The following is a 16190-nucleotide window of genomic DNA, read 5'->3' as shown; positions in this document are numbered from 1 at the left end:
TACGGCCAGGTCGTCACGGTCGACGACCCGTGGGGCTACGGCAACTCGCTCGAGTGGGCGACGACCTGCCCGCCGCCGCGGCACAACTTCTACGAGCTGCCGCGGATCAGGTCCGAACGCCCGGCCTTCGAGCTGCACTATCCCGACATGGTCGAGCGGATGCGCGCCGAGGCACACGTGGGCCCGGGCAGCGACAAGCACGAGGTGAACGTGCTCGAAGGCGCCGACCGCACACCGGGCGACCTTCCTCGTAAGTGATCGTCACGCGTAGAACCACCGACCGAACGCACCCGCCGAGGGGCGGAGCCGAGTGCCCGTCGGCGGCCTTCGCGGTCGACGAGCCCGTGCTGCGCTTCACGCGTGGGGCGGAGACGGGGGAGTCATCGATCCCAGCAGATCGTCGGGAACCCCCACCACGAGTGCCCGAGCAACGCTCGTCACTGCCGCAACGTCGCCGACACCGAGAACGGTCAGCGACGCCGTCGCCAGCGCTTCGGAGAGCCCCGCGTCGATGTCTGCGTTGTCGGCGCGGATCCCGATGACCGATTCGACGATCCGGAACGGCAGGTGGGTGCGGGGATCACCGTCGCCGACGATCCGGGCCGCGAGACGCCGGTAGCGTTCCATCAGTTGCCGGCGCTCGTGCCGGAAACGATCGAACGGCTCGGTGCGGATCTCCGGAAGGTGGTACAGCGCTCCGAGATTCCATCTGCCCGCGCACAATTGGGCGGTGTCGAACCAGGCGAGTGCGCACAGGCGCACCTCGGGCGGCAGCGTGTCGTCGAGATGGTCGTCGAAGTCGAGGGTCGGTTCGACGGTGCCCTCGAGCAAGGCGACGAGGATGTCGTTCTTCGTGGCGAAGTGGTTGTACAGCGACGCTTGCCGGATCCCGACCGCCTCGGCGATCGACCGGGTCGACGTGGGGGAGAAGCCGCGGGTGGTGAACAGTTCCGCTGCGGCATCGAGGATCTCGGCACGCGCGGTCGGTCCGGGCCGACGCGGCGCGTGGAGACGGGGGCGTCCCGGTCCTGCATGGGTCACCTCTCCACTCTGACACGACGAAAGTGACTGCAGCACCATGGTCTTCGGTCGTGAAGATTTCGTCACACGGATGAAACACACGTCACGGACTCGTTACGCCGGGGACATTCCCCGAAGATGAGCGATCGGAAAACTGTCGATCGACAGTTTCCCCGGACCGCCGATCGGAGCGCCATGACCGAGACCCTCGCGACCGCCACCACGCACGCCGCTCGTGCCCACGCCCGAGCGCAGGCCGGAACCGTCACGGACGCGATGCCGATCGTCCCCGCCTCCTCCTGGCCCGCCCCGCCGAACGGCCGTGCGGCAGCGATGACCTGGGCCGAGACCGTCCCCGGCGGCCGCTACACCGGCAAGGTTCTCGCCCGCGGCACCCGCCTGCGATTGCGGGACGTCGACGGCACGGCCTGCGCGCACGTGCTGCTCTTCCGTGCCGATGCGCCGCACGAGCGGCTCAACGTCGCCGACACCGTGAAGGTGCCCTGGCAGGCCTATCTCGGAACCGGGCACCCCCTGCTCTCCGATCAGGGCCGAGTACTCGCGACCATCGTCGCCGACACCTCCGGCCGGCACGACGCCCTGTGCGGCACCACCCATCTCGCCGGAAACACCGCGAAGTACGGAGCAGGAGAACTTCATTCGTCGTCTCCGGCCGGCCGGGAACTGTTCTCCGTCGCCGCCGCCAAGCACGACCTGCAACCGCGCGACCTGCCGCCGTCCCTGTCCTTCTTCCACGGTGTCCGTGTCGAGGAGGACGGAAGGCTCGTCAGCACCGGTAACGCCGGGCCCGGCGCCTACGTCGACCTTCTGATCCACCTGCCGGTGATCGTGCTCGTCGCCAACACCGCACACCCGCTCGATCCCGATCCCGAGTTCACCACCGGCAGCCTGGAAGTTCTCGCCTGGCGAGCACCGGAAGAACTGAATTCGCTGCCGAACACCGATCCCGAGTACCGGCGCGCCGTCCTCAACACCGACGACGCCTGGGCCGCCGCCACGTCCGAAACGGAGATCCGCCGATGACCCTCACCGCAGACACCGCAGAACTCGCCCTCGTTCCCGGTCGCGTCGTCCTCGACGAGATCGTCGGACTCCGCGGACCGTGGTCGGCCGTCGTCGCCGCGGGAGACGTCCTCACGATCGTCGACCTGCACGGCAACCAGGCCGTCGACACGCTCGTCTACGACGCGCACGACACCGGCCGGCGGTACAGCGCAGCGGCCACCGTCGCCGCACAGCAGAATCTGTTCCTCACCACCGGATCCGTCCTGCGCGACTCCGAGGGCGCTCCGCTGATGACGCTCGCCGCCGACGAGGTGGGAAATCACGACACCGTCGGTGGTGCGTGCTCGCAGGAGTCGAACACCCTGCGCTACGGGCACCACACGAAGCATCAGCACGCATGTGTCGAGAACTTCCTCATCGAGGGCGCGAAGTGGGGCCTCGGCAAACGAGATCTCGTCTCCAACATCAACTTCTTCATGAATGTGCCCGTCGAGGCGGACGGCACCCTCGGCATCGTCGACGGGCTCTCCGCTCCCGGAAAGCGCCTCGCGCTCCGCGCCGAGCGCGACGTACTCGTGCTCGTCTCGAACTGCCCCCAGATCAACAACCCGTGCAACGGCTTCGATCCCACGCCGGTTCGCATGATCGTCACCCGCGAGGAGTGAGCTTGCCATGACCACCAAGATCGGCGTAGAACGCCCCGGAATGCTCACCACCGTCCAGGACTATCCGGGTCGCACCGGCTACTGGCAGATCGGCGTACCGCCCTCCGGGCCCATGGACGACCTGTCCTTCCGTCTGGGCAACGTGGCTCTCGGCAACGACGAGGGCGCCCCCGGCCTCGAGACCACGATGGCGGGCCCCGCGCTGCGTTTCACCGAGGACACCGAGGTGTGCGTGACCGGTGCTCCCGCCGTCGTCCGGGTCGACGGAGTCACCGTTCCGCAGTGGCGGGCCGTCACCGTTCCGGCCGGCGGACTGCTCGACGTCGGCGTCGTCTCCGGTCCCGGCCTGCGCGTCTACATCCTGGTCCGGGGCGGACTCGACGTTCCCGAATTCCTCGGCAGCGCCTCGACGTTCACGCTCGGCACGTTCGGTGGTCACGAGGGTCGTACCCTTCGCGAAGGCGACGTCCTCGTCGTGGGTGACGATCCCCGCGGTGAGAGCGCGCCCGTCCCGTCCGAACACGTACCGGCTCTCGGCACGCGTTGGGAGATCGCGGTGACCGAAGGCCCGCACGGCGCCCCCGAGTTCTTCACCCGCTCCGACATCGACACCCTCTACGCCACCGAGTACGAGGTGCACTTCAACTCCGACCGCACCGGGGTCCGGCTCATCGGCCCGAAGCCGGAATGGGCCCGGACCGACGGCGGGGAAGCGGGGCTGCACCCGTCGAACATCCACGACAACGCCTACTCGGTCGGGGCACTCGACTTCACCGGCGACACCCCGATCCTGCTCGGTCCCGATGGTCCCAGCCTCGGCGGTTTCGTGTGCCCGGTGACGGTCGTCGCCGCCGACCGCTGGAAGCTCGGTCAGCTCGCACCCGGCAACACCGTCAGGTTCGTCCCCGTGAAGTCGCAGCACAGCGCGTCGCGCCGCGAGCTGGGAGTCGGTCGTCGTGCCGGTCTGTCGCTGGTCGCGTCGGGCGGCGGCGACGGCGACGACGGAGTCCTGGCCCGCCGCGACGGGCACACCGCCGTCATCTACCGCCGCAGCGGCGACGACAACGTGCTCGTCGAGTACGGCGACATGACGCTCGATCTGGCGCTGCGGGCCCGCGTGCACGCCCTGCACCAGCGCCTCGAAGCGCAGCGACCTGCCGGCCTGCTCGAACTCACCCCCGGTATCCGGTCGCTGCAGGTCAAGGTCGACCCGGACGTCCTGCCGGTACCGGTCCTGCTCGGTCTGCTCGCCGAGGTCGAGGACGGTATCGGCGACAGCGACGAACTGGAAGTGCCCAGCCGTCAGGTGCGCCTGCCGCTGTCCTGGGACGATCCGGCGACCCGCGAGGCCATCCAGCGCTACATGCACGGCGTGCGGTCGGACGCGCCGTGGTGCCCGTGGAACATCGAGTTCATCCGTCGCATGAACGGCCTCGACACCGTCGCCGACGTGTTCGACACGGTGTTCGCCGCCGACTACATGGTGCTCGGACTCGGCGACGTCTACCTCGGTGCACCGGTCGCGACACCGCTCGACCCGCGGCACCGGCTGGTCACCACCAAGTACAACCCGGCCCGCACGTGGACACCCGAGAACGCGGTCGGGATCGGCGGTGCGTATCTGTGCATCTACGGCATGGAAGGCCCCGGCGGATACCAGTTCGTCGGCCGCACCACCCAGGTGTGGAATCACCGGCACCCGCAGCCGGCCGGGCCCTTCGAGGACGGAACGCCGTGGCTGCTGCGGTTCTTCGACCGGATCTCCTGGTATCCCGTCGACCCCGAGGAACTGCTCGATCTGCGCGCCGATCTCGCGGCCGGTCGTGGCGGGGGAGTGGAGATCACCGACGGGACCTTCTCGCTGGCAGACCACCGGAAATTCCTCGCCGACAACACATCCTCGATCGCGGAGTTCCAGGCGACCCAATCCGTCGCCTTCGCGCAGGAGCGGGCACGGTGGAAGGCGACCGGCGCATGACGACCGCCGAACGGATCCGGCTCGCGGGAACCCGGTTCGAGCGAACCCTGCTGGCGCGTCCGGGCACCGAACCCGACACCACCACCCGGGTCACCTGGGTGCAGGGCGAGAAGTTGTACTGCGATCTGAGACAACCCGCCTCACTGCCTGTGGTGACGGCCTCGACCGCGAACGACATGAACTTCGACGATCTCGTGGCACTCGCGACGCAGGACGGTTTCGCAGGCCGGTTGCTCGACCGCGGCGATCACGTCGAGTGGGAACGCGCCGTGTCGTTCCACCCGCTCGGTCCGACACCCGACGCCGGCAGTCTGGCCCTGCTCGACGCGGACACTATCGCCGAACACGCTGTGTACGAGGACTACACGGAACACTGGCACACCGCCGGCGTCTCGTCCGACATCGAGGAGTATCTGCTCGAGGACATCGACACCGGGGCGACCGCGGTACTCGTGCGGGTGGGGGAGACCTTCGCGTTCGCGCGCGGCCGCGACCGCACCCCCGGATCCGGTTCTCTGCTCGAACGCATCAGGGGGGGCGGCGACACTCCGCGAGGCCCGCGCAGTGCTCGACTGCGAGGTCGCCGTCGGCCGAGTGTGCGCCGGCCGATGGAACATCACCGCATCGACTCTCCCGTACCGGATCGGGGACGACCTCGACCCCGCTTTCGGAGACGAAATCCACACAAGTGACGTCACATTCGGCGGAACACCCGTCACGAGGCGGTGGCGTCCGCTCGACCCGAACCTCAGGACGGAACCATGACCTTCACCAGCATCCCCGTCGTCGACGTACACGCACTGGTCTCCGCCGACGACAGCGGACGGGAAGCAGTCGTCGAGGAACTCGGGCGTGCCGCCCGCGAGGTCGGTTTCGCTCAGATCGTCGGGCACGGTATCGATCCCACCCTCATCTCGGGACTGAAGACAGCCGCAGAACGCTTCTTCGCACTGCCCGACGAAACCAAGATGTCGGTCTACATAGGCACTTCGTCGAACCACCGCGGCTATGTGCCGCCGGGTGAGGAGGTGTTCGCCGGTGCCACACCCGATCACAAGGAAGCGTTCGATCTGTCCATCGATCTTCCCGCCGACGATCCGGACTATCTGGCCGGCAATCCGCTGCTCGGACCGAACCAGTGGCCCGACCTGCCGGACTTCGAGAAGCCCGTGGGGGCCTACTACGATGCCGTATTCGGTCTGGGCCGTGTGCTTCTGAGGGCTTTCGCCGAGACGCTCGGCGAGCCGTCCGACCTGTTCGATCGGTATGTGACGACACCGCCGGCGCAGTTGCGGATGATCCATTATCCCTACGATCCCAGTGCATCCGACCGCCCCGGTATCGGCGCTCACACCGACTACGAAATGTTCACGCTGCTCCTGCCCACGGCGCCGGGGCTCGAAGTGGTCAACGCCGACGGAGACTGGATCGAGGTCCCCTACCGCGACGATGCGTTCGTCCTGAATATCGGTGACCTGCTGGAGATCTGGACGAACGGTGTGTTTACAGCGACGTCACATCGGGTGCATAAGGTTGCTCAGGAGCGTTACTCGTTCCCCTTGTTCTTCAACGTCGACTACGACACCCGGGTCGAGCCGCTGGAGAGGTTCGTCGACGCGGACGGACCACGATACGACGGAGTGACGGCCGGCGAACATCTGTTCGCGCAGACTGCTCAGAGCTTCACCTATCTCCGCAACCGGCTCGCCTCCGGCGAGATCGTTCTTCCCGACAATGCCCGCCCCCTCTATTCGCTCGGACGCGAAGCCCAACGCAGCGCTCCTGCCGTCTGACCTTCTCCATACGGAGCTGCCATGATCATCACCGGTGTTGCCGTGTGCCTCGTCGTACTTCTCGGGGCCGGCTTCTACTCCACCCGCAAGGTCCGCGGACAGGCGGGCAACTTCCTGCTCGCCGGTCGCTCGCTGGGCGCACCCGTTCTCGCCGTCCTGCTCATGTCCCAGGTCATCGACTCCAACGCGACCCTCGGTTCGGCCGACCTCGCGGCCGGATTCGGATTCTGGGCCGGCGCGGCGATGCCCCTCGGCGTCGCGCTCAGTGTTCTGCTCGTCGGAATCTTCTTCGCGAAGCGCCTGCGGGCGACCGGCGTGGTGACCCTGCCGGAGTTCTTCGCCCGGCGCTTCGGGCGCGGCACCGAGATCACCGCCTCCGTCCTCACCGTGGGCAGCTTCGGCATCCTCCTCGCCGGCAACCTCGTCGCGCTGGCCTACCTCCTGCAGTACTTCCTCGGTCTGAACTACACCGCTGCGGTACTGGTGATCATCCCGTTCGTGCTCGCCTACACGATGGCCGGCGGCATGTTCGCGAGCGTCTACACCGGCATGGTCCAGTTCGCCGTGATGGCCGTCGGTATCGTCTCCCTCCTCGCATGGGTGGCCCTCGGTCCCGGCTTCACCCACGGTGACGGCCTCGGCATCGGCGATCTCGGGCAGCTCACCGACCCGGCGCAGGGCGCCGCGATCAACTGGGCCACGATCGTTGCTCTCGGACTCGGCAACCTCGTCGCGATCGACCTGATGCAGCGTGTGTTCTCCGCCAAGTCGCCGCACGCGGCGCAGCGCGCATGCTTCTCCGCGGCGACCGGCATCCTCGTGCTGTGCGTGCCGCTGTCCTTCGTCGCTCTCGCCGCGGTCTCGATCGTCGGTGACAGCGCTGCCGACGCGCCGATCCTCTACGTCCTGCTCGGGCAGTACACCCCTCAGTGGTTGTCGATCCTGGTCCTGTCCGGTCTGGTCACCGCGTCGCTGACCACCATCAGTGGGGTGCTGCTGTCCACCGCGACGGTCCTGGTGCGCAATGTCTTCCGAGTCGGCGGCGAGAACGCCGCGATGTCCTCGGACGTCATGAAGGCCGCGCGTCTGCTCATGCTGCCCATGGCGGCCTTCGGCGCGCTCGTCGCCCTGCGCGTTCCGCAGACGGGCATCCTTCTCACCCTCACCTTCGACCTTCTGCTCGCGTCGCTCGTCGTTCCGTTCATCCTCGGGCTGTTCTGGTCGCGTGGGGACGGGCGTGCCGTGGCGGCCGCCGCGATCGCCGGCATCACGGTGCGCGCCGGCTTCTTCGTCCTCACCCCGACGATCTACGGCGTCGACAACACCCTGCTGTACATCCCGAACTCACTGGTCACCTCGTCCGTCGACGGCTGGACCACCTTCATCGGAGTCCTTGTGTCGCTGGTCGCCTACGTGACGGTCGCGCTGGTGCGACGCCCCGTCTGCGCGGTCACCGTTCCGGAGCCTGCCGTCCTGCCTGCGAAGCAACCGGTCGCGGTGTAGCTCGCGCGTCGAACCGGGGTTCGCTACCGCAACACGCGGGGCGAACCCCGGTTCACCGCGTCAGCTTCGCGGCGCGACGCGCAGCCTGCCGGAGTCTCTCCGTCACGACGTCGAACCGTTCCAACTCCGCCCACGTCCAGCGCACCACTTCGTAGCCCGCGTCGCGGATCGCGTCCTGCCGGAGCTTCTCGTCGAACACATCGCGCGGATCGGAATACTTGATCCGCCCGTCGAACTCGCCGACGACGCCGTTCTCCCAGAAGAAGTCGACGCGATAGCGGCGCCCGTTTCCACCCACGATCTCGTACTGGAGGATCGGTCGCGGGAGTCCCGCTTCGGCAATACGTAGACGCGACAGCGACTCTCCTGCACTCTCGCTGCGACCGTCCAGGAACGGCACCACCGTGCGGGCACGTGCCAGGCCGTGGCGAGTCCGGGCATCGACCAGCGCGCGTGAAACCTGTTCACGCATAACGGGGTACAGACGAAAGGCGGAATCGCCGGCGATCACGGCCTGCTCCTTCGGGAGCGTGCGTGCGAGGTCGACGACGGTCCGTGCGGCCGACGTGACGGCTACTCCGTCGACGACCACCACGTCGTCGCCGAGTTCGGTCGGATGCACATGGATCTGCGAGGTGACGCGGCCGCGCCGCGTGGCAGGTCGAGAGATGTGGACGAGATCGAGTGGGACGTCCCATAGCTCGAGTCCGTGCAGGGCCGCGGCCGACGCGTGGCTGAGCGCCTCGTCGGGACCGAGCGTCGCTCCGACATGTCGGGCACGGACTCGGTGGACGCCGACCGGCCCGAGTGCGTCGAGGTCGCAGCGGTGCAGATAGCAGCCGCGTCCGACCCGTACGAGTGAGCCGGTGCGAACGGCAGTGCGGATCTCGGTGTCCGAGAGGCCCGCGACGGCGAGCGAGGCGTTGGTGAGGATGTTCGGATCAGTCACAACGACGATCCTGCGCGGTACGACACCCACCGAACCCGCGACGATCTCCCGATCCGGGGCACCTGTGGATCGATCGCGGGGTTGGGGACAAACTCTGTTGGGAGGCCGTTGACGCGCCGAACCGGGGTTCGCGCGTGCTACAGCGGCGGCGAACCCCGGTTCGGCGCGTTCCTCGCTTCCTCGAAGACGATGTCCCCGAGGAGGGTGCACTGCTCCACCGCGGAAGGCGGCTGCATGTTTGGGGATCATGACGCCCCTCGCCGGGATGGGTAGTGGTGAATCCATGGCACTCCCGGTGGGGACGTCGAGAGGGAACGGCAGTCGTGTGTCGGACGCCGAACGTCCGTCGACCCTGTTCGCGCGCCGAACCGGGGTTCGCTGCCGTAACACGCGGGGCGAGCCCCGGTTCACCGCGTCAACGACCGGTCCGTGAACGACCCTCTGTTGTGAGCCAGATCACCAGGGCTGAAGCAGCTGTCCGTTTCCGCAGGTCACCAGGCAATAACGCGCTGTTCGCCGCGGGGTCTGGGTCTCGATGTGATCCAGAAGCCATGGAGTCGTGGAAACACAATCGCTACCGTTGATGGCGATCGAGTGCCCGAAACGGGCGAATGGAAGTGAGAGATCATGGGCAGTTCTCCAGCCCCTGAGCGAACAGCCGAATATCCCAGACCTTCGCACACCCTCCTTCATCTCACCGATACGCACCTCGTCGGTGGAGACGAACTCCTCTACGGCACCGTCGACGCCGACACCCGCCTCGGGCTGATCCTCGAGGACATCCGTGCGTCACAGGTCCGTCCCGACGCCCTGGTGTTCACCGGCGACCTCACCGATCGCGGTCAACCCGACGCCTACCGCAAGCTCCGCAAGCTCGTCGAGCCGCTGGCGGCGACGCTCGGTGCCGACATCGTCTGGGCCATGGGTAACCACGACGACCGGGCCGTTTTCCGAGAAGAGCTCCTCGACGAAGCGCCCGCCGGCGCGCCCATCGACGAAGTCCACAGGGTCGGCGGACTGCGGATCATCACGCTCGATACTTCGGTTCCGGGCCATCACCACGGCGAGGTCTCTGCCGAGCAGCTCGCCTGGCTGGCCGACGAGCTCTCGACACCCGCGCCGTTCGGTACCGTTCTCGCACTGCATCATCCGCCGGTGCCCAGTGTCTTCGACATGGCCGTGCTCGTCGAACTCCGCGACCAGGCCGGTCTCGCCGAGGTGCTGCGCGGCACCGATGTGCGTGCCATCCTCGGTGGCCACCTGCACTACTCGACCTCGGCGACGTTCGCGGGCATCCCGGTGTCGGTTGCCTCGTCGACCTGTTACACGCAGGATCTGAACGTTCCGGTCGGGTCGCAGCGTGGGCACGACGGCGCGCAGGGCTTCAACCTCGTGCACGTCTATCCCGACACGATCGTGCATTCGGTGGTGCCCAGCGGAAGTTACGCCACCGCCGGGCAGCCCCACACGGCCCAGGATGCGGCGCGACGTCTGGCCGAAGCCGGCATTCGCATCCCCGAGAACCCCGACCTCACCGTTCGCGTCTAGTCGATGTCCGGTCGACCCGGGTAGTCGGTTTCCCAGGGCGCCGGAATCGGGTAGTACCGCTCGAGGAACTGCGTGACTTTCGCCGTCCGCAACTCCAGGTCGACTTCCGGCGTACTGCCGTCGTTCAGGCAGAACAGGTCGAGGTTGCGCCGAGCGAGGATCGTGTCCAGCCGTCGCAGTCCGGTCTTCGCCGTGGTGTCGACGTATGCCACCTTCGCCGTCGTCTGCTGTACCGCACGGCCGGTCAGCAGTGTGTAGTAGTGGTAGAAGGAATTCGTCACCGAGATGTTGTCGGCAGCCCGGAACGGGCTCGCTGCCGTCGCCGCGAACTCGTCCGCGAACTCCTGTTCCATCTCCGCCATGATCGACCTGCGAAGCGGGACCGGCGTGTGCTCGAGGTGCCGGGTGATGGTGACCCCGAATCGGTCCTGCAGCAGCGTCCGGTTCAGGCGGGCGGAGTTCTCGAAACCGCTGCGCGACGAGTGGTTTCGACCGAGACCGATCCGCACGTCGCACTCGATGAACTTGCCGACGCCGCCGCCGGAGAAGAACAGGCTCGGGCTCACCCGGCGACCGAAGAACATGTCGTCGTTCGAGTACAGGAAGTGCTCGGACAGCCCCGGGATGTGGTGCAGCTGCGACTCGACCGCCATCGAGTTGTAGGTGGGCAGCGCCGACGGGTCGGCGAAGAACTCCTCGCTGCGGACGAACGTCACGCGCGGATCGTCGGCGAGCCACGCCGGTCGCGGCGAGTCGGTGGCGACGAAGATCCGCCGCACCCACGGTGCGTACATGTGGACCGAACGCAGGGCGTACTTGAGTTCGTCGATCTGCCGGTAGCGCGCCGGCGAGTCGTCACCCTCACCGACGACATAGTTCTGCATGAGCTTCGCGCGCTCGGCCTGGAACGACGTCGACGACCCGTCGACCCAGGAGAACACGAGGTCGATCTCGAACGGGATGTCGCCGGGATGGCGGTCGAACATGCCTTCGATCGTGGGCCACAGCTGCCCGTACCGTTCGACGGTCGTCCGGCGCATCTCGTCGCGCCGTGCGGTCGTGCGGGTCAGAGCATTCGGGCGAGGCATGATCACTTCGTCGTCGGTGTAGGTCCACAGCTCGATGTCCACGCCGTTCGACGCGCCGTACCGCAGCCCGCTGGTCAGCTCGACCCGCGGGCGGAACAGCCGGAACACCCGATCCTTCTTGGCGGGCGACAGGTGTCCGTCCGCGACGAGGGTCGAGCGACGCTTCGAACCGACGGCCTTCGAGTAGAAGGGTTCGTCGGAGCATCCCTCGGCGAGAGCGGCACGCAGCCTCTTGCGATCGGACCGGTCGATCGCCAGGATCGGACGTTCGCTGTCGTCGCGCACCAGCAGGTAGTCGATGCGCGCCCGGTCGAGCACGCGGCGCAGGAACAGCACGTCCTCGATCTGCGCTTCGTCCGGCGTGGTGGTGGTGATGGGAATCGCGTAGCGGTCCTCGAACCACACGACGTCCTCGTGGCGCGCGGGTCCGAGGACCGGGGCACGGTCGAGCGGCGGGGCGTCTCCGACCTGCTGCGAAAGGGGGACGTAGGGAGCGTTGTAGGGGGCCGGCGAGTGCGTCGGAATCTCCTTTCACGGGTCGGGTCAGGAAAGGCTCATTTTAACGCCGATCTGAGCTAAGTTCCCGGGTCGGTGATGTGACGATCCGATGAATGCCGACGCCGACGGTCTCGAAGGGGTCGAGATCCCGAGGTGTAACCTGTCCGCAGGACTCGACACGGGGTGCCGGACACGGCTGAGAGAACACCCGTCGAACCTGATCTCGATTATGCGAGCGAAGGGATGCCGAGCCGGCGACAGGCCTGAGGTCTGTCGCCCTCACGCACCCTTCCCGACACAGGGAAGGCACAGAAAGATGTCACTGCAGAACCGGATCGTCCTCGTCACCGGTGCCGGTCGCGGCCTCGGCCACAGCATCGCGCAGGCGTTCGCCGACGAAGGAGCCGCCGTCGTTCTCGATTACCGGCGCAGCGGCGAGAGCGCGCACGAACTGGCCGACAAGATCGGACCCGAGCGTGCCGTCGCTCTGAAGGCCGATGTCACCGACCGCGCCGAGGTCGAGTCGCTGTTCGCGCGGGCCCGCGAGCACTTCGGGCGACCCGTCACCACGGTCGTCAACAACGCCCTGCCCGACTTCTCGTTCAACGGCGACGCCCGCGCCAAGGCCGACGAGATCGGATACGCCGAATTCGGTGCCCAGTTCGATGGGGTCGTCGGTGGTGCCGTCAACGTCATCCAGGCGGCACTGCCGGGCATGCGGGAAGCCGGCGGCGGCAGCGTCGTCAACATCGGCACCAATCTGTTCCAGCATCCGGTGGTCCCGTACCACGACTACACCGCCGCCAAGGCCGCGCTGCTGTCGCTGACCCGCACCTTCGCCGCCGACCTCGGCCCCGACGGGATCCGCGTCAACATGGTCTCCGGTGGTCTACTGCGCACGACCGACGCATCGTCGGCGACGCCGGAGGCGGTGTTCGATCTCATCGCGTCGTCGACGCCGCTGCGGAAGGTCACCACTCCCGAGGATTTCGCGGCCGCGGTGCTGTTCTTCGCATCCGACTGGTCGCGGGCCGTCACCGGGCAGAACCTGGTGGTCGACGGGGGACTGGTGATGAACTGATGCCCGGACCACGCACCCTCCACCTCAACGCCTTCCTCTACGGCGTCGGGCACCACTCTGCGGCATGGCGCCATCCAGGCTCCGCCGCCGAACGCATCGGCGACATCACATATTTCGAGGAGCTTGCCCGCACCGCCGAACGAGGACGCCTCGACGCCGTGTTCTTCGCGGACGGTCACAGCGTCAACCCGAAGTACACGGCGGGCACCACCTGGTTCCTCGAACCCCTCACCGCGCTGGCGGCCATGGCGCGCGCGACCGAGCACATCGGTCTGGTCACCACCGTCTCGGCAAGCTTCTTCACGCCGTTCCACGCGGCACGGATGCTGGCCTCGCTCGACCACATCAGTGGTGGCCGCGTAGGAGCCAACATCGTCACCTCGATGTTCGACGACGAAGCGCGCAACCACGGATTCGACGCGCTCCCGCCGCACGCGGAACGATATGCCCGGGCGGAGGAGTTCATCGAAGTGCTGTGCGCACTGTGGGATTCGTGGGACGATGGCGGTATCCTCGTCGACCGGGCCGGCGGCAGGTTCCTGGACTCCGACGCAATCCGTCCGATCCATCACCGGGGCAAGCACTTCCGCGTCGACGGTCCCCTGACCGTGCCGCGGTGCCCGCAGGGCCGCCCCGTGCTGTTCCAGGCCGGAGCATCGGAGACCGGCCGCAACCTCGCGGCCCGTCACGCCGAGGCCGTCTACTCGGTCGCGTGGGACATGACCGCGGCGCTCGAGTACGCCACCGACCTGCGTGCACGCATCGCCTCCGTCGGCAGGGACGCCGGTTCGGTCGCCATCCTGCCGGGGCTCGTGACCTACGTCGGCCGCACCGAAGACGAAGCGTGGGCGAAGAAGGCGGAACTCGACGCTCTGCTCGACATCGACGCCGCTCTCGCCCAACTCGGAGTCTTCACCGGTCAGGACTACACGCGCCACGATCTCGACGCTCCCGTCGGAGACCTGCCGCCCATCGAGGAGTTCACCGGTCCGCAGGGCCGCTATGCGACGGTGCAGCGCATCATCGAGACACGCCGCCCGACCTTGCGCGAGCTGCTCGGTTACCTCGCAGCGGGTGGTGGCCACGCGACGATGATCGGCACCCCCGAATCCGTCGCCGACAGCATCGAGGAATGGTTCACCGCGGGCGCCTGCGACGGTTTCAACCTGATGTGTCCCGCCTATCCGGATTCCCTCGACGACTTCGTCGACCTCGTGGTCCCGGAACTGCAGCGCCGCGGCCTGTTCCGGACCGAATACTCCGGGTCGACCCTGCGCGACTCGCTCGGTCTGAAGGCGGTGTAACAGAGCGCGAACCGGTCATCGGAGCGGGTTGTAGAGCGCACCGATGACCGTTTCGCGCTCTGGAGCTCCCGACGACGGTACGAGCGAGCGACGTGACGCGCAGACCGTCCACGTCGACGACGTCGCCGTCCAGGTCGGCGGTGTGGATGTGCAGATCGTCGCTCGCCCGGCAGCTGCGCGTCGGCGGACGCGCGACGTGGATGCGGCCCAGCGGCGCGTCCCACACGTCGAGGCCGTGGACGACCGCGGCCGTCACATGACCGAGCGCCTCGTCGGCGTCGAGACGGGAAGCGACGAGGCGTGCCCGGGCGAGGTGAACTCCGGCGGGGCCGAGGCCGTGCCTGCCCACCGGACGCCGGTACGATCAGCCTCCCGGCGTCGGCGCGGGTGCGCTCTCCTCTGCGTCGGGAGCGCGTGCCGGATCGCCCGGCGCCTGATAATCGGAGCCGTAGAAGATCGGCAGGATGCCCTTGACGAGGGTCAGCGCCGAACCTTCACCCGACGGCACCGTCGACAGATTCGTGGCGATGACGATCGTCAGATCGGTGTCCGGGTCGTGGCCCATGAAGGTCATGAAGCCAGGAAGCTGCCCGTCGTGTCCGAGCAGCGGACCGAACCGGGCCATGCCGAGCCCGTATCCGGCGGTTCCCCCGCCCACCGACTGCACGCTGTCGAGCCGGGTCTGCTGCATCTGTTGGTCGAGCAACCCACCGTCGACCAGCGCCTTCACATAGCTGGTCATGTCGTCGACGGTGGAGATCGCAGCGCCCGCCGTCCACGCCCAGGAGGGATTGTCGTCGGTCACGTCGTTCGGCTTCAGTGTTCCTGCGACCGCCGCGGCCTGCTGGTCGTCCGGCAGTTCGAAGGTGTCGATGGTGGAGACGTTGGTGCCGAACATGTAGCCCTGCGGATGCGGATCCGGGATCGACGCGTCCTCGATCGCCGGGAACGAGGTGTTCCCGAGTTCGAGCGGAGCGAAAATGCGCTCGTCGAACGCATCCGCCACCGGCATGCCCGTCAGTTCCTCGATGACGAGTCCGAGCAGCACCGTATTGGTGTTGCTGTATTCGAACTGTTCCCCGGGCGGGAAGTTCACGGGTCGAGAGAACGCGATCTGCAGCAACTCCTCCTGCGTCCACGCTTTCTCGGGTTCGCGGTCCAGTGTCGCGTTGAACTCCGGGTCGAAGGTGTAGCTGTACAGGCCGCTCCGCATCTCGGCGAGCTGAGCGATGGTGATCGTGTCGCCGTTCGGGACACCGTCGATGTACTTCGAGACCGGGTCCTCGAGCGACATGCGACCTTCCTGCACCAATTGCAGGATGGCGGTGACGGTCATCGTCTTCGTGTTGCTGCCGATACGGACATGGTCGTCGGCGGAGATCGGATCGTCGGTGTCGAGGGTGGACGTGCCGAAGGTACCGGTCCAGTCACCGCGGTCGGGGGAGCTGATCTGTATCACCGCGCCGGGAATGGCGTTGTCGCGCATCAACTGGTCGATGGTGGATTCCAACTCGGCCACGTACGCGGGTTGCGCTTGATCCGCCGGGGTGGAGGAAGGATCCGTACCGGACTCGGTGTCGCCGGAGCTACACGCCGAGGTTGCCAGTAGGGCGACCGCCGTGATCGACGCTGCGAGTGTCTTCATAGGTCGTCTGCTTTCGGGATCTGGGGCCCAGAGAACGGGGTTTCTGTGATGTTGTCACGGAATTCGTGCATTTCCCGATGTGGAGACGAATT

At 67.3% G+C, this 16190-nt stretch carries 13 protein-coding genes, 1 pseudogene and 1 riboswitch; of the genes and pseudogenes, 10 read left to right on the top strand and 4 right to left on the bottom strand.

Annotated features, from left to right (window positions below; all coding sequences use genetic code 11):
* Positions 1-258, top strand: a pseudogene (locus EQ874_RS21385) (cytochrome ubiquinol oxidase subunit I); the annotation flags it as partial.
* 96 nt (positions 259-354) lie between these two features.
* Here the strand turns inward: EQ874_RS21385 and EQ874_RS21380 are convergent.
* Positions 355-1041 carry a TetR/AcrR family transcriptional regulator gene (locus EQ874_RS21380; RefSeq protein WP_129978095.1) on the bottom strand — a complete coding sequence of 229 codons (687 nt, stop codon included), beginning with the start codon at positions 1039-1041 and terminating at the stop codon, positions 355-357.
* A 174-nt stretch (positions 1042-1215) separates the two neighbouring features.
* Here EQ874_RS21380 and EQ874_RS21375 point away from each other — a divergent pair, with 174 nt between their 5' ends.
* The 6 genes from EQ874_RS21375 to EQ874_RS21350 all read left to right on the top strand — a co-directional run bounded on the left by EQ874_RS21375 (position 1216) and on the right by EQ874_RS21350 (position 7985).
* A complete protein-coding gene (locus EQ874_RS21375; RefSeq protein ID WP_129978094.1) occupies positions 1216-2064 on the top strand; it encodes an urea amidolyase associated protein UAAP1 in 849 nt (282 codons plus the stop codon).
* On the top strand, positions 2061-2711 hold the full coding sequence (locus EQ874_RS21370; RefSeq protein WP_129978093.1) for an urea amidolyase associated protein UAAP2: 651 nt from the start codon (positions 2061-2063) through the stop codon (positions 2709-2711). Before EQ874_RS21375 ends, EQ874_RS21370 begins: the two co-directional genes overlap by 4 nt.
* A 7-nt stretch (positions 2712-2718) precedes the next feature.
* Entirely contained in the window at positions 2719-4689 is a 1971-nt protein-coding gene (locus tag EQ874_RS21365; protein ID WP_129978092.1) for a 5-oxoprolinase/urea amidolyase family protein, read from the top strand.
* Positions 4686-5381: a hypothetical protein gene (locus tag EQ874_RS21360; protein ID WP_242496873.1), complete on the top strand. Its 696-nt coding sequence runs from the start codon at positions 4686-4688 to the stop codon at positions 5379-5381. Before EQ874_RS21365 ends, EQ874_RS21360 begins: the two co-directional genes overlap by 4 nt.
* 69 nt (positions 5382-5450) lie before the next feature.
* A complete protein-coding gene (locus tag EQ874_RS21355; RefSeq protein ID WP_129978091.1) occupies positions 5451-6482 on the top strand; it encodes a 2-oxoglutarate and iron-dependent oxygenase domain-containing protein in 1032 nt (343 codons plus the stop codon).
* Positions 6483-6503: 21 nt separating this feature from the next.
* The gene (locus tag EQ874_RS21350; RefSeq protein ID WP_129978090.1) at positions 6504-7985 is read left to right on the top strand and encodes a sodium:solute symporter family protein; all 1482 of its coding nucleotides are present in this window, start codon (positions 6504-6506) and stop codon (positions 7983-7985) included.
* Positions 7986-8037: 52 nt separating this feature from the next.
* Here the strand turns inward: EQ874_RS21350 and EQ874_RS21345 are convergent, their stop codons facing one another.
* On the bottom strand, positions 8038-8934 hold the full coding sequence (locus EQ874_RS21345) for a type IV toxin-antitoxin system AbiEi family antitoxin domain-containing protein (RefSeq protein ID WP_129978089.1): 897 nt from the start codon (positions 8932-8934) through the stop codon (positions 8038-8040).
* Between the two features lie 627 nt (positions 8935-9561).
* On the opposite strand from EQ874_RS21345, the gene EQ874_RS21340 reads away from it, so the two are divergent.
* Positions 9562-10482: a phosphodiesterase gene (locus EQ874_RS21340; RefSeq protein ID WP_129978088.1), complete on the top strand. Its 921-nt coding sequence runs from the start codon at positions 9562-9564 to the stop codon at positions 10480-10482.
* On the opposite strand, the gene EQ874_RS21335 is transcribed toward EQ874_RS21340, so the two are convergent.
* Complete coding sequence (locus EQ874_RS21335) at positions 10479-11975, bottom strand: stealth family protein (RefSeq protein ID WP_129978087.1); 1497 nt, start codon at positions 11973-11975, stop codon at positions 10479-10481. The genes EQ874_RS21340 and EQ874_RS21335 overlap by 4 nt on opposite strands.
* 262 nt (positions 11976-12237) lie before the next feature.
* Positions 12238-12329: riboswitch (TPP riboswitch) on the top strand.
* A gap of 55 nt (positions 12330-12384) precedes the next feature.
* Between EQ874_RS21335 and EQ874_RS21330 the strand changes: the two genes are divergently transcribed.
* Positions 12385-13149 (top strand): 3-oxoacyl-ACP reductase, encoded by a 765-nt coding sequence (locus EQ874_RS21330; RefSeq protein WP_016933873.1) that lies wholly within the window; start codon positions 12385-12387, stop codon positions 13147-13149.
* Entirely contained in the window at positions 13149-14453 is a 1305-nt protein-coding gene (locus tag EQ874_RS21325) for an LLM class flavin-dependent oxidoreductase (RefSeq protein WP_129978086.1), read from the top strand. Before EQ874_RS21330 ends, EQ874_RS21325 begins: the two co-directional genes overlap by 1 nt.
* Before the next feature lie 364 nt (positions 14454-14817).
* On the opposite strand, the gene EQ874_RS21315 is transcribed toward EQ874_RS21325, so the two are convergent.
* Positions 14818-16098, bottom strand: a complete 1281-nt coding sequence (locus EQ874_RS21315; protein ID WP_129978085.1) for a serine hydrolase domain-containing protein — start codon at positions 16096-16098, stop codon at positions 14818-14820.
* Positions 16099-16190: the final 92 nt, after the last annotated feature.

The sequence above is a fragment of the Rhodococcus sp. Q1 genome, assembly GCF_004153645.1.
Taxonomy (GTDB): Bacteria; Actinomycetota; Actinomycetes; order Mycobacteriales; family Mycobacteriaceae; genus Rhodococcus; species Rhodococcus gordoniae.
This window is presented reverse-complemented; position numbering and strand designations above follow the sequence as displayed.